Origin of the sequence: Streptomyces sp. CY-1, assembly GCF_047218265.1 — a bacterium.
GTDB classification, from domain to species: domain Bacteria; phylum Actinomycetota; class Actinomycetes; order Streptomycetales; family Streptomycetaceae; genus Streptomyces; species Streptomyces niphimycinicus.
Map to the genome: position 1 here is coordinate 988,687 of NZ_CP178393.1, position 12,897 is coordinate 1,001,583.

A 12,897-nucleotide genomic window follows, 5' to 3' on the forward strand; every position below is an offset into this window, starting at 1 on the left:
AACTGGGCCGTTTCACCTCTGCCTTCAGAAGCCGTCGGGTAGGTCGGCGGACAGCAGGTGCTCGGCGCCGCCTTCGAGGGCCCTGGCCATCTCGATGGAGCGGGGAAGCATGGTCTTCTCGTAGCCGCGGATGGCGTCGTCGACGGTGGCCGCGTTCGCGAGGGCGAGGGCGAGTTCGCTCGCGTCGAGCATGGCGAGGTTGACGCCGACACCGAGCGGAGGCATCAGGTGGGCGGCGTCGCCCAGCAGGGTCACCGTCGGGTCGTGTTCCCAGGTGTGCGGGACCGGGAGGGCGAAGAGCGGGCGGTCGACGTAGGGGCCGTCGTTGGTGCTGATCATCTGGCGCATACGGGGCGACCAGTGGGCGTACTCGTCGAGGAGCAGGGCGCGGATGCCGTCGGTGTCGTCGGTGGTCAGGCCGCTCATGGCGAGCCAGTCGACCGGGGCTCGCCGGATGATGTAGACGCGGATGTGGTCTCCGCTGTTGCGCTGGGCGAACAGGCCGCGGTCGCCGTCGGCCGCGCCGGCGCTGCCCGAGCCGACCAGCTCGGCGATGTCGGGGTGCCGGTTCTCGACGTCGGAGAACCATGCCTCCAGGAAGCTCACCCCGGTGTACTCGGGGACGGCCGGGGACACGGCCGGGCGCACCCGGGAAGAGGCACCGTCGGCGCCGATGACCAGGTCGGTCTCGATGGTCGTGCCGTCGGCGAAGGACAACTGCCGCGGTCCGTCGGCGGGCCCGCCGACCCTGTCCAGGGCGCGGCCCCACCGCACGGTTCCCGGCTTCAGGGAGTCGAGCAGCAGGGTGCGCAGTTGGCCGCGGTCGATTTCCGGCTTGAACAGCTCGTCGACCTGCGGGACGTGATGGAACGTCATCGCGCCGGCCGGGTCGATCTTGCGCATTTCCTGCCCCTCGGGGCGGGCCAGTTTGAAGAACTCGTCGAGCAGACCGGCTTCGCGCAGGGCGATCTGGCCGTTGTCCGCGTGCAGGTCGAGGGTGCCGCCCTGGTTGCGCGCGCCGGGGCCCGACTCGCGGTCGTAGACGGTGACCGCTATGCCGCGCTGCTGGAGGATGCGGGCGCAGGTCAGACCGCCGGGCCCGGCACCGATGACGCTGATGCGGGCATGGGCGGGTTCGGGAGAGGTCATGGTGGTTCCTTTCACCGGCGAAGAGGGGCGAGGAGCATGCCGAGGCAGAGGTGCCGCTCGGGTTCTCGCCGACCTCAGAAAAGCAGACCCAGTAGAAAAGTGCAACGAGTCAACTTAGCCCTCGATGCAACTATCGGATATGCTCAAGCCATGACCGAGCCCCCCGTCGGCCGCCGCGAACGCAAGAAGGCGGCCACCCGCCAATCGATCGCCGACGCCGCGCTACAGCTCTTCCTGGAGCGTGGCTACGACCAGGTGAGCATCCGTGACATCGCCGACGCGGCCGATGTGTCGACGACGACGGTGTTCAAGCACTTCACCGGCAAGGAAGCGCTGGTATTCGACCAGGAGCAGGACCGGGAGTCGCAACTGAACGCGGCGGTGCGGCAACGAGCCGCCGGTCAGAGCATCCTCGACGCCCTCCGGCAGCATGTCCTCGACTCCTGGCTGCCGATCACGGCGCATCCGCGGATGGCCGAGTTCACCAACCTGGTGGACTCCACACCGGCACTGCGCACATATGCCGAACACATGTGGACCCGGCACACCGACAGCCTCGGCGCGGCCATCGCCGACGAGTTCGGCGTCGACCACGACGACCTCGCATGTGTGACCCTTGCCCGATTCGTACTCGAGATCCCGACCCTGGCCCGCGGCCGGCAGGACCGCCGAGCCGCGGTCGACGCGATCTTCGACATCCTCACCCAGGGCTGGCAACCGCCGACCAAGCCCTCCGCGCCCCCTAGCTCCTAGCCGGTTGTCCGGACCACGGCCCGTCCACCGGTGCGGTGGACGGGGACGAGGGATGAGCGGTCAGCCGAGCTTCTTGAGCAGTTCGTCCGCGAGCGGGCCGGAGGAGGCCGGGTTCTGGCCGGTGATCACATTGCGGTCGACTTCCACATGCGGTGCGAAGGGCTCGCCGACGCGCACCGTCAGGCCCGCCTCGGTCAGGCGGTCCTGCAAAAGCCACTTGGCCTTGTCGGCGTTGCCGGCCATCGTCTCCTCCTCATTGGTGAAGGCGGTGATGGTGTAGCCGGCGTAGGCGTGGGTGCCGTCCTCGGTGACCGCCGCCAGCAGCGCGGCCGGGCCGTGGCAGACCACGCTCACCGGCATACCGCCGCGTACCGCCTGGGTGAGGATCCGGCCCGCGTCGGCGTCGACCGCGAGGTCCTCCATGGGGCCGTGGCCGCCGGGGACGTGGACGGCGTCGTACTCGTCCAGGCGCACCTCGCTCAGCGCGATGGGGGCGTGGAACTCGGCGGCGGTCTCGGCGACGCTCCTGATCCTGGCGGCGTTCTCCGGGCCGCCGTTGGCCTCGGGGCTGAGGCTGGCGGCGTCGACGGGCGGGACGACGCCGCCGGGGGTGGCCACGGTGATCTCGTGGCCCGCGGCCTTGAACGCCTCGTAGGGGGCAACGGCCTCATCGGCCCAGTAGCCGGTGGGGTGCTTGGTGCCGTCGGCCAGTGTCCACTGGTCGGCACCGGTCATCACGAACAGGATCCTCGCCATGCTCACTCCTCGATGCGATCACCCGCCGTACGGTGATCGCTGGGATCTCCTGGGGCGTTGCCGCCCCCTTGTGTCGCCGCCGTCCTGGCGGCGTGCTCGAAGGTAGATCCACTGGGCATCGAAATGCCAATAGGTGAGTCGATCGTCGCCATCGGGATTCCGATGGAAGGAAGAGCCGTGCGCCTCTCTATGCTGGGCGGCATGGAGGACGGAGCACACCAGGACGGCGACCTCGTCATCGGCGGTGGGCGGATGCCGCCGCATGCCGATCTGAATCTGCTGCGCACCTTTCTGGCCGTCTACCGCTCCGGTTCGTTCACCGCCGCGGCGCCGCTGCTCGGGCTCTCCCAGCCGACCGTCACCGCCCAGATCCGCACGCTGGAGCAGCAGACCGGGCGCGAGCTGTTCACCCGGCTGCCGCGCGGTGCGGAACCCACCCACCTCGCCCACGATCTGGCCGGGCAGATCGCCGGGCCACTCGACGCCCTCGCCTCCCTCGGCGGCCGGAGCACCGTACTCACCGGAAGCGCCGTCCCGGTCCATCTGGCCGGGCCGGCCGAGTTGCTGTGCGCCCGCGCCCTGCCCGCACTCGCCTCGCTGGTCGCCGAGGGGCTGCGGCTGCGGATCACGATGGGGTTGACCGATCCGCTGCTGGACGCGCTGCGCGCCGGACACCACGATCTCGTGATCTCCACCAGACGCCCCGGCGGCCGGGCGCTGACCGCGCTGCCGCTGGCGGACGAGGACTATGTGCTGGTCGCCTCGCCCGGCTGGGCCCGGCGCATCGGGGAGCGGCTGGCGGCCGACGGGCCGTGTGCCGCCGTCCGTGATGTACCGCTGATCACCTACGCGGAGGACCTCCCCATCGCCCGCCGGTACTGGCGCAATGTCTTCGGCAAGCGGCTCACCGCCCAGGCCGCGGTGACCGTGCCGGACCTGCGCGGGGCCGTGTCGGCCGTCGCCGCGGGCGCGGGCTACAGCGTGCTCCCCCGCTACCTCTGCCAGGACGAACTCACATCCGGCGGGCTCGTTCTGCTCCACGAGCCCGATGAGCCGCCGCTCAACACGCTCTTCCTCGTACAGCGGCCGGGGGCCGACGCCAACCCGGACGTGGCCCGGGTCCGCGAGCGCCTTCAGCGCGCTGCCCGCACCTGGTAGCGCGCGCACATCAGGGAATACCGCCGGGCGGGTCACCCGCCACCACTCGTCCAGGACTGGTCCACCATGCCGTGCTCCCAGGCCCAGGCCGCGATCTCGACGCGGTTGCGGGCGGCCAGCTTGCGCTGGACGTTGCCGAGGTGGGTCTTGACCGTGGACAGGGTGACATGCAGATCGACGGCCACCTCCTCATTGGTACGACCGCGGGCGACCCGCCGGACCACTTCGCGTTCCCGCTGGGTCAGCGGCTCGATCAGGCCCTGCGGCCCGACCGTCCCCCGGCCGGCCGGACGGGCCTCGGAGGGGGCCGACCGGTCGCGGTGGGGGCCCATGTGCGCGAGCAGACGGACGGTCACCGACGGGGAGATCAGCGAGTTGCCCGAGGCCGCGGCCCGCACCGCCTCGGTGAGCAGGCCGGGCGCGCCGTCCTTGAGCAGAAAGCCGCACGCGCCGTTGCGCAGCGCCCGGTAGACGTACTCATCGAGGTCGAAGGTGGTGGCGATGAGGACGTTGAGGGGGTCCGGCACATCGGGCCCGGCGAGGAGCCGGGTGGCCTCCAGACCGTCCAGCTCGGGCATGCGGATGTCCAGGAGGCAGACGTCGGGCCGCAGCCGGCGGGCCTGCTCGACCGCCTCGACACCGGTCGCCGCCTGGGCGACCACCCGCATATCCGGCTGGGAGTCGAGAATCATGCGGAAGGCGGCACGGACCATCTCCTGGTCGTCGGCGATGAGCACCTGGATCGTCATGTCATGCATGATCGCAGGCGCGCGGGCCGTCAGCCGGAGGAGGCCACGTTCGGGGCCACCTTGCCCAGGATCGCCGCGTACGCGCTGTCCGCCGTGTTCGCCTTGTCCGCGCTGTCCGCCCTATCCGCCTTGTTCAGCGGGAGGACCGCCACGACGTGCCAGCCGCCGCCGTCCCGTGGCCCTGTGGTGATACGCCCATTGACCTTCTCGACCCGCTCGGCCAGGCCGACCAGACCGTAGCCGCTCCCCTCGACCGACCGCTCGGCGGCGGGCGAGGCGCCACCCTGCCCGTCGTCCACGACCGACACCTCCAGTTGCTCCGGGGCGCCGGGCCGCACACCGATCCGCACCTCGACCCGGCCGACCCCGGTGGCATGCTTGCGCACATTGGTCAGCGACTCCTGCACCACCCGGTGGACGGTGGTGAGGATGCCGGGCGGCAGCGGCCGGTCGGCGAGTTCCGGGGCGAGGGCCAGCTCGGCGGGCGGCCCCACCTCGGAGAACTCCTCGGTGAGGTCGCGCAGCCCGCGCAGCCCCGCAGGATCGCCCGTGGGCCGGGTGGTGGCGGAGGCGGTGGTGTGGTCCCGCAGGCTGGAGACCATGGCGCGCATCGACCCCAGCGCCTGGGATCCGGCCCGCTCTATCTGGGCGAGCATCCGGTCCAGGTCCTCCGGGGACTGGGTGTGCCCGGCCGCGGCCGTGAAGCGCGCGGCCTTGGTCTGGGCGACGATCGCCGTCACGTGGTGGGCTACGAAATCGTGCAACTCCCGTGCGTGCTCAAGGCGTTGCCCCTGCCGGATGGCTTCGCGCTCCCGCTCCCGCAGCGTGTCGTACAGACGCAGACACAGCCCCACCATCACCATGAACGGCATGGCGCAGACCGCGATGACGGCGATCAGATTCAGCAGGTTGCTGTTCCTCTCCTCGATCCGCAGGGGAAGAACCACGGCGGCGAGTGTGGATCCCGCGACCAGCCCGACCGCTCGCAGGGGCGGGCAGCGCCGCACGGCGCGGGTGATGAGCAGCAGCAGCACACCCAGCTCCACCAGGCCCGGGGTGTTCGGGGGACGCTGGGAGAGCTGCGCCTCCACCAAGGTCAGCGCGCAGGAGACGGCCGCCGCGCCGATGGCGCAGCGCGCGAGGAGGCGTTCCGGCACGGCGAGCGCGGCCAGGCACAGCACCCCGGACACCATCGTCGCCGCGGCCATCGCCGGATGCGGCGCGTTCAGCCCCTCCAGGACCACCAGGACGACCAGGCTGACGCCGACCAGGCCCAGCCACAGATGCCGGAAACGGAAGCGGGACCCGGACAGGGGCCGGAAGCTGGACCGGAAATCGGAGATCATGGCAGGTCACGCTACGGCCCGGCCGCCGTCGCCACATCAGACTTTCGACCGAGGAAGCCGGGGAAGGTACGCGGATCGCTTCGGCAATCCGGTGGATCCGCCGCGCCGCGCTCTCGCGAAGGATGGCATCCGGGGCGGCCGGAGAGCGCTCGAGCGCGATCCGCCACGCCCCTTCCGACCGTTGTCCCTTCCGAAGGCAGTCGATGTTCCGCACCGCTCTGCGCACCCTCCGATCCCATCGGCTCCGCTTCGCGATGCCCGCCCTAGCCATCGTGCTCGGCGTGGCCTTCGTGACCGGGTCGCTGCTCTACGGCGACTCCGTCCAGGCGGCCGTGAACCGCGCACACGCCAACTCCCAGCCCGATGCGTCCGTCTCGATCACCGCGGACTCCTCTGCCGCGGGCTCCTCCGAAGCACACCCGCTCGATGACGCGCTTCTGCGACGGCTGCGGGCGCTGCCTTCGGCGGCCGCGGCACGCGGTGTGGTGGAGGGCCCCTCGTTCCTCGTCGGCTCCGACGGCACTCTGGTGGGCGATCTCCACCAGGCCGCGGGCGTCAACTATGTGCCCGACGAGAGCGGCAAGGACGTCCGCTATCCGCTCACCGCGGGCCACGGACCCCATGGCGCCAACGAGATCGCCGTCGACCGGCGGACCGCCGAGCGCGCCGGGTACCGGGTGGGCGCCAAGGTGCGCATCGTCGTGGGCGGCACGGCCCGCGACGCGCGGCTGGTCGGCGTCTTCACCGCCCATGACAGCCGTGTGGACTCCGGCGGTACGCTCACCGCCTTCGACACCGCCACCGCACAACGGCACTTCGCCCCCACGCCGAACGGCTACTCGGCGATCACCCTGACCGCCGCAGACGGCACGACGGATGTCCAACTCGCCCAGCAGGCACATAAGTTGCTGCCGTCCGGCCTGCGGGCGGCCACCCGCGCGGAGCTGGAGTCCGGCGCCGCCTCCGAGCAGGACACGGACAAGCTCACCACACTGCTGCTGAGCTTCGCCGGTGTCGCCCTGTTCGTCTCCACCTTCCTGGTCGCCAACACCTTCACCATGCTCAGCGCGGCCCGTGCCCGGGAACACGCGCTGCTGCGGGCGGTCGGCGCCACCAGGAGCCATGTGATGCGGATGGTCCTGGCCGAGGCCGCCCTGGTCGGCACCGCCGCCTCGGCCCTCGGTTACGGGCTGGGCATCGGTGCCGCGAACCTGATGGGCAGCCTGTTCGACGCCTCCGGTGTGGGGAGCGCCACCGTGCAGGCGTGGTCCGCCAAGGCGCTCATCGCGGCCTTCGCCGTCGGCATCGGCGTCACCGTCCTCGCCGCCTACGTCCCGGCCCGCCGGGCGGCGGCCGTACCGCCGGTGGCGGCGCTGCGGACCGTCCAGCCGTCCACCGCCGCATCGCTGCGCCGCCGTAACACCATCGGGCTGATCGTCACCGCGTGCGGAGCGCTGCTGGTCGCCGCCGCAATCGGCGAGCCGAACCTCCTCTTCGGTGCCGTGCCCCTGCTGCTGGTCGGCCTGATCGTCCTCACCCCGCTGCTCGCCCTGGGGGTCACCGGGCTGCTGCGCTCCCCGCTGACCCGGCTGGCGGGCATCCGGGGCAAGCTGGCGGTGGAGAACGCCCGCCGCAATCCACGGCGTACGGCGGCCACGGCGACCACTCTGATGGTCGGCCTGGCGATGGTCACCGCCGTCACCGTGGCCGTCACCTCCCTGAACCGCTTCGACGAGCAGGAGGTGGACAGCTCCATGACCTCGGACCTGCGGATCACGGCCGTCGACTTCGGGGAGATCGGCGAGGACACGGCGGCCCGGGTGGGGCGGCTCACCGACGCCGAGGCCGTCACACCCATCATCCAGACCTACCTCGACGTCCCGCACAAGCCGTCCCTGGCGGTCACCGCGGTCGACCCCGCCGCGGTGGAACGTGCGGCATCGCTCTCCGTCCGCGAGGGTTCGCTGGACCGCCTCGGCCATGGCATCGCCGTCACCGAGGAGCTGGCCGCCGCCCGCGGCTGGCGGCTCGGCTCCCGCGTCACCGGCAGCTTCACCGGCGCGAGCTCGGGTGAGCCGGGCACTCCGACGAGCCTGCCCGTCGTGGCGATCTACGACGGCCCGGACGATCTGACCCCCGCCCTCGTCTCCGACCGCGCCCTGCCGCGTCCGGCCGGCGCCGAGGACCGGCCGACCATCAGCTCGGTCCTGGTCAAGGCCGCCCCCGGCCGCACCGCCGCGCTCCAGGACGAGATCCGGCGCACCCTGGACAACCCGGCACTGCTCGTCCAGGACCACGCCGACGCGAGGGCCGCCGCCACCGCGCGGTCCGCGCCGTTCCTCAACATCATGTACGCCATGCTCAGCGTCACCGTGCTGATCGGCGCCCTCGGGGTGGTCAACACCATGGGCATGGCCGTCTTCGAGCGGGTGCGGGAGATCGGACTGCTACGGGCCATCGGGCTGGACCGCGCCGGTGTGGGATCGGTGCTGCGCCTGGAGTCGGTGACCATCTCGCTCTTCGGCTCCGCGCTCGGTGTCGTCGCCGGTACGGCCATCGGCGCGGCGGCCGTCCTCGGCCAGGAGGTCGTTCCGCTCGTCATCCCATGGGACAGGGCGGCCCTCTTCTTCTTCTCGAGCGCCGCGATCGGTGTGCTCGCCTCGCTCTGGCCGGGGCGTCAGGCAGCCCGCCTCCCGATGCTGGAGGCCATCGGCGCGGACACCGAATGACCGGTGCGGCGGCGGGCGCGGGGTGAGCGGTCAGGCGGCGTCGATCAGGGCCAGGTCCGGGGGGACGAGCGTGGTCGACATCATCAGGGCGCGGATGAGGTGGTCGTTGAGCGCGTTGCCGACCGGCTCACCGACCTCCTCGCGGGTCAGCCAGGGCACTCCGTCCCGCGACAGCATCATGCGGACCCGGTTGACCAGGTGCTCGACGCGCTTTTCCCGCCAGCCCTCGCCGGGGCGCAACTCCGCGAGCTGGGCGGCCGTCACCTTCCAGGTGAGGGGCTGCGGCCGGGGTTCGTGGAGCAGATACCGCTGGCCGAGGACGACGAGCGCGAGCTTCTCCTCGTCGGTGAGCACCCATACCCGGGGCGGGCGGGTGACCTCCCCGGGCAGGGCTACGGGCCGCTCGGCCTCGGGGCCGCTGACGAAGACCTCCAGCAGATGCTCGCGGTCGCGCGAGCCCCGGACGAACAGCGGGGTGTAGCCGCTTTCGAGGGGCAGTGGCTCCTCGCCCGTGAAGAGCAGCCGGGTCGGGAAGCGCAGGGGCAGCCGGCCGCTGTTGGCGACCCACCAGCGGCCGTGGCGGTGGGTCAGTCTGCCCTGGCAGCGGCTGACCTGGGGGTCGTCCTCGCCCACGCAGACGTGCACCTCGGGGCGGTTCCGCCCGAAGAGCAGCTCACGGCCGTCGCCGGGGCCCAGGGTCATACCACCGATCAGCGAGAGGGCGAAGGCGGTGCCCGGCACCGGCGCGGTCACACCGCGGGCCAGGCTGCCGTGTGCGGCGGGCAGGAGGCGGCCGCCCGCGGCGTGACGGCCGGTGGCGGGGTGGCGGGCGGCGGGGGCCCGGCCGGTGGTGCGGCGGTCGCTGCCGGGGGGTGTGGTCATGAGCTCGGGAGTTTCTTCGCGGCCGTGGCGGCGAGCGCCTTGGCGGTCCGGCAGAGCTTTTTGGTGGGCTTCGGCCCGTAGACGTTCAACGACATCAACTCGACGGTGTCGTCACCGAGGTAGTCGCGGTACGAGCGGTGCAGCATCCGGACGAGGCATGAGTCGTCGTCCCACTCCTTGGGCGACACGGAGCTCAGCTTCCCGTCGATCTCCGCCCGCTGCCCGTCCTCCGGGGAGAATTCATTGTCCCGGGTGAACTCCAGCTCCACTCCCGCGTCGTCCGAGCTGTCCGCCCACTCGCACCGCCAGTTCCCGAAGCCCGGGTCGCGGTCCTTCACCCGCATACCGGCGATCCGCTCGAGCTCGTCGCCGTCCAGCAGCCGGCATGCGTCTCCGCGGACCAGGGAGCTCGCGACCGGCTGCCCCGAGCGCCGGGGGACCTGGCCGCGGTCCAGCACACTGACCGCGTAGTCGGTGGCGGCGTCGCCCAGTTGGCACGGGTCGGGCGCCGGGGTGTCCAGCCGCTCGGTGATGATCCAGATCTGCTTCCGGTCGGCGGACGCGATGTTCCGGACGCACTCGTCCCCCTCGCGCTGGAAGGCGCCGACGGTGACGTTGCCGATCCTTCGGGTGGGCACATCGCCGCCCGGCTCCGGCGGGTCGGCGTCAAAGTTGAGCTGGACATCCGCGATGTCATCGCCGCTTTCGCCGTGCAGCAGGACATCGCATCGGTCGATCTCGCCGTAGTCCGGGTCGATGACGGTCTCGCCGAAGCGGCTGAGCGATGCGGCGTTGAGCAGCTTGCAGGGGTCGGCCGTCCGCGCGTCGCCCACGGTGCCGGCCCGTCCCGCGTGTGACAGCGCGTCGCCCGTACCGGACGCGCCACGCCCGCCGTCCTGCCCGGACCGGCCGCTCTCGTCGGAGTGCCCGTCGCCCCAGGGGCCCACGAGGGCGGCCCAGGCCACCAGGGCCGCGGCGGTGCCCACCGCGGTCGCGGTGATCACCACCCGGCGGGTGGGACGGCGCCATGCCCCTCGCACCGACGGCGGCAGCAGCCGCATCGTGAACGGGGTGCGGTCCAGCGTGTCGCCGTCGTGCGGGTCCTCGTAGGTGTCCTCGATGTGTTCGAGGTGGGGGGACGACGGGGCGACCCGCCGCAGCAACCGTGCGGCCTGATCGGCGGCGGGGCGCCGCTTCGGCTCCACGTTCAGCAGCGCGCTGAGCGGGTCCACCAGCGGACCGGCCCGGTGCGGGGTCTCGATATAGCCCTCGATGGCCCGCGCCACATAGGCCATGGGGTGCGATGCCTCGCCGTACGGGGACCGTCCCTCGATCGCCGCGTAGAGCGTCGCGCCCAGGGAGAAGACATCGGACTTCCGGTCGGCCGCCTCTCCCCTGGCCACCTCGGGCGGCAGATACGGCGGCTTGCCGCGCACCCCGCCGGTCCGGGTCATGGTGGCCTCGCTCCACAGCGCCCGGGAGATGCCGAAGTCGGTCAGCTTGGCGACGCCGTCCTCGGTGATCAGGACGTTCTCCGGGGTGACATCGCCGTGCACCACGCCCTCGGCATGCGACTTCGCCAGCGCGGTGGCGATCTGGCAGCCGATGGAGCCCGCCTCCTCCGGGGTGAGCGCACCACGGTCGCGCACCATGTCGGCGAGGCTGCCTCCGGACACGTACTCCATGACGATCCAGCAGACTTCGCTCTCTTCCACGAAGTCGAACACCGAGACGATATGCGGATGGTGCAGCCGCGCGGCGTTGCGTGCCTCGTTGGTGAGTCGCAGCGCCGCGCGGTCGTCGTCCGGACGGGCACACTTCACCGCGACCTGGCGGTCCAGCAGCTCATCGTGGGCCCGCCAGACGACGCCCATTCCGCCTCTCCCGATGGGCTCCTGGAGGAGATATCGGTCGGCGACCCGGTCACCGGCCTCCGCCATCACCCGCACCCCCGCTACCCCGTTTCATCGCACCTATCACGTTCCCGTGTCGCCACGGAGAGTACTTGCCCCTGACGTCGGTGGGTAGCGCTTCCGGTGGATGGCCCCCGGAAAGAGGGAAGCCTCCGGCGTACGACGGTCGCACCCGGCCGTCGTACGGCGTGAAATCGGCCGCCTTCATCGGCTCATGGCACGATCTCCTCCTTGACCACAATGTGGCCGGAGTCCGGGTTGAGCACGCCGCCGAGCCGGGCGTACGCCCCGTCGGTCAGGTCGAGGCACTTGGGCACCGACGGGGTCCACGCGAAGGTGCCGCGGTCGTTGACGCGTACGACCAGCGACGCGTTGTTCGCGACATTGGTGACCTTCACCCTGGTCCCGAACGGCAGTTGCGGATCGCGGCTCAGAGAAGTCGCCGCGGTGTCCGCGGTGTTGTCGAAGAGCTCGCCGCTGGCGGTATAGGCGCCGGGGGGTATGTAGCCGTAGTGCGTCGCCCAGCAGTTCTCACCGGCCGGCGGGGTGTCGCTGGTCGCGGCGGTGCTCGCCGGGGCGACACCCAGCACGGCGGTCAGTGCGACGGCGGCGGCCGCCACTCGGCCGATCAGCCTTCCCTTGCGCATGGCGGAGAACCTCACTTCGGGTTGTGGTGGTGTGATGTGAGCGCGGGTGGGCCGTTCGTCAGCCGGCCGCGGCGGTGACCATGACATCCACATGGGGGCATCCACCCGAGGGCGTCCGCCTGAGGGCACGCTCCAGAGCTGACGGTCCCCCATGACAGCGCCCCGAGCCATAGGTGTCAATGGTCTGGACCAAAACCAGCCGCGCCCGAGCCCAGGCTCAGCCCGGCGAGTGGCCGTACCGCGCCTGGAGGGACGTGAGGTCGGGCTCGCCGAACCGCTCGCGCAGAAGCTGGAATCCATCGACCTTGGCGCCGCCGAATCTCCGCACATGGGTGGCGTACGAGTCGGCGGTGAGGAACTTCGGTGGCGAGGTCTTGCTGTGGAACTTGTCCGCGTACATCACCAGTTGCTCCTCGGTGGTGTCGGCCGTGTAGTCGGCCGCAGGGAGATCCAGCTTCTGTGCGCGGATGTCGTCCCGGGTGATGCCGACGCCCGTGTGGTGGGAGCAGAAGCGGCACAGGGGCTCCGGAAAGCCTTCCTGACGGAGGATCTCGTGGCCGAGGACTCCGTGGCGGATGTAGCCGCCCTCGTCGAGCCGGCCCGTGTGATCGTAGAGCCGATACACACCGATGTCATGGAGCAGCGCCCCCGCGCGAACGAGGGAGGCGTCGAGCCGTAGCCCGGCGCGCGCCATGAGCTGCTCCGCGATATGGTAGACGATCTCGCAGTGGGTGTACACGAGGTCCAGGGCCGCACGCGTCGGCGCGTACTTCTCGTGCAGCGCACGCGCCTCGTCGACGGTCGGCGGAATCACC

General features: G+C 71.4%; 11 protein-coding genes. 3 read left to right on the forward strand and 8 right to left on the reverse strand.

Annotated elements, in window-relative coordinates; all coding sequences use genetic code 11:
* Positions 1-24 precede the first annotated feature (24 nt).
* Positions 25-1,149 (reverse strand): FAD-dependent oxidoreductase, encoded by a 1,125-nt coding sequence (locus tag ACK1X7_RS04300; protein WP_413114649.1) that lies wholly within the window; start codon positions 1,147-1,149, stop codon positions 25-27.
* Positions 1,150-1,299: 150 nt separating this feature from the next.
* Between ACK1X7_RS04300 and ACK1X7_RS04305 the strand changes: the two genes are divergently transcribed.
* Positions 1,300-1,902, forward strand: coding sequence for a TetR/AcrR family transcriptional regulator (locus ACK1X7_RS04305; RefSeq protein WP_385144993.1), 603 nt, complete (start codon positions 1,300-1,302; stop codon positions 1,900-1,902).
* A 60-nt stretch (positions 1,903-1,962) separates the two neighbouring features.
* On the opposite strand, the gene ACK1X7_RS04310 is transcribed toward ACK1X7_RS04305, so the two are convergent.
* Positions 1,963-2,658, reverse strand: a complete 696-nt coding sequence (locus ACK1X7_RS04310) for a type 1 glutamine amidotransferase domain-containing protein (protein WP_413114650.1) — start codon at positions 2,656-2,658, stop codon at positions 1,963-1,965.
* Positions 2,659-2,859: 201 nt separating this feature from the next.
* Here ACK1X7_RS04310 and ACK1X7_RS04315 point away from each other — a divergent pair, with 201 nt between their 5' ends.
* On the forward strand, positions 2,860-3,816 hold the full coding sequence (locus tag ACK1X7_RS04315; RefSeq protein WP_385144989.1) for a LysR family transcriptional regulator: 957 nt from the start codon (positions 2,860-2,862) through the stop codon (positions 3,814-3,816).
* A 32-nt stretch (positions 3,817-3,848) separates the two neighbouring features.
* Here the strand turns inward: ACK1X7_RS04315 and ACK1X7_RS04320 are convergent, their stop codons facing one another.
* Positions 3,849-4,574 (reverse strand): response regulator transcription factor, encoded by a 726-nt coding sequence (locus tag ACK1X7_RS04320; protein WP_385144987.1) that lies wholly within the window; start codon positions 4,572-4,574, stop codon positions 3,849-3,851.
* A gap of 20 nt (positions 4,575-4,594) precedes the next feature.
* Positions 4,595-5,911, reverse strand: coding sequence for a sensor histidine kinase (locus ACK1X7_RS04325; RefSeq protein WP_385144985.1), 1,317 nt, complete (start codon positions 5,909-5,911; stop codon positions 4,595-4,597).
* Positions 5,912-6,114: 203 nt separating this feature from the next.
* On the opposite strand from ACK1X7_RS04325, the gene ACK1X7_RS04330 reads away from it, so the two are divergent.
* On the forward strand, positions 6,115-8,640 hold the full coding sequence (locus ACK1X7_RS04330; RefSeq protein ID WP_413114651.1) for an ABC transporter permease: 2,526 nt from the start codon (positions 6,115-6,117) through the stop codon (positions 8,638-8,640).
* Positions 8,641-8,670: 30 nt separating this feature from the next.
* Here ACK1X7_RS04330 and ACK1X7_RS04335 read toward each other — a convergent pair whose 3' ends face one another.
* The 4 genes from ACK1X7_RS04335 to ACK1X7_RS04350 all read right to left on the reverse strand — a co-directional run bounded on the left by ACK1X7_RS04335 (position 8,671) and on the right by ACK1X7_RS04350 (position 12,896).
* On the reverse strand, positions 8,671-9,522 hold the full coding sequence (locus tag ACK1X7_RS04335) for an FHA domain-containing protein (protein WP_413114652.1): 852 nt from the start codon (positions 9,520-9,522) through the stop codon (positions 8,671-8,673).
* The gene (locus ACK1X7_RS04340) at positions 9,519-11,462 is read right to left on the reverse strand and encodes a serine/threonine-protein kinase (RefSeq protein ID WP_385144979.1); all 1,944 of its coding nucleotides are present in this window, start codon (positions 11,460-11,462) and stop codon (positions 9,519-9,521) included. The genes ACK1X7_RS04335 and ACK1X7_RS04340 overlap by 4 nt, the downstream gene beginning before the upstream one ends.
* 185 nt (positions 11,463-11,647) lie before the next feature.
* The gene (locus ACK1X7_RS04345; protein WP_413114653.1) at positions 11,648-12,082 is read right to left on the reverse strand and encodes a septal ring lytic transglycosylase RlpA family protein; all 435 of its coding nucleotides are present in this window, start codon (positions 12,080-12,082) and stop codon (positions 11,648-11,650) included.
* Between the two features lie 217 nt (positions 12,083-12,299).
* Positions 12,300-12,896 carry an HD domain-containing protein gene (locus ACK1X7_RS04350; protein WP_413114654.1) on the reverse strand — a complete coding sequence of 199 codons (597 nt, stop codon included), beginning with the start codon at positions 12,894-12,896 and terminating at the stop codon, positions 12,300-12,302.
* Position 12,897 lies beyond the last annotated feature (1 nt).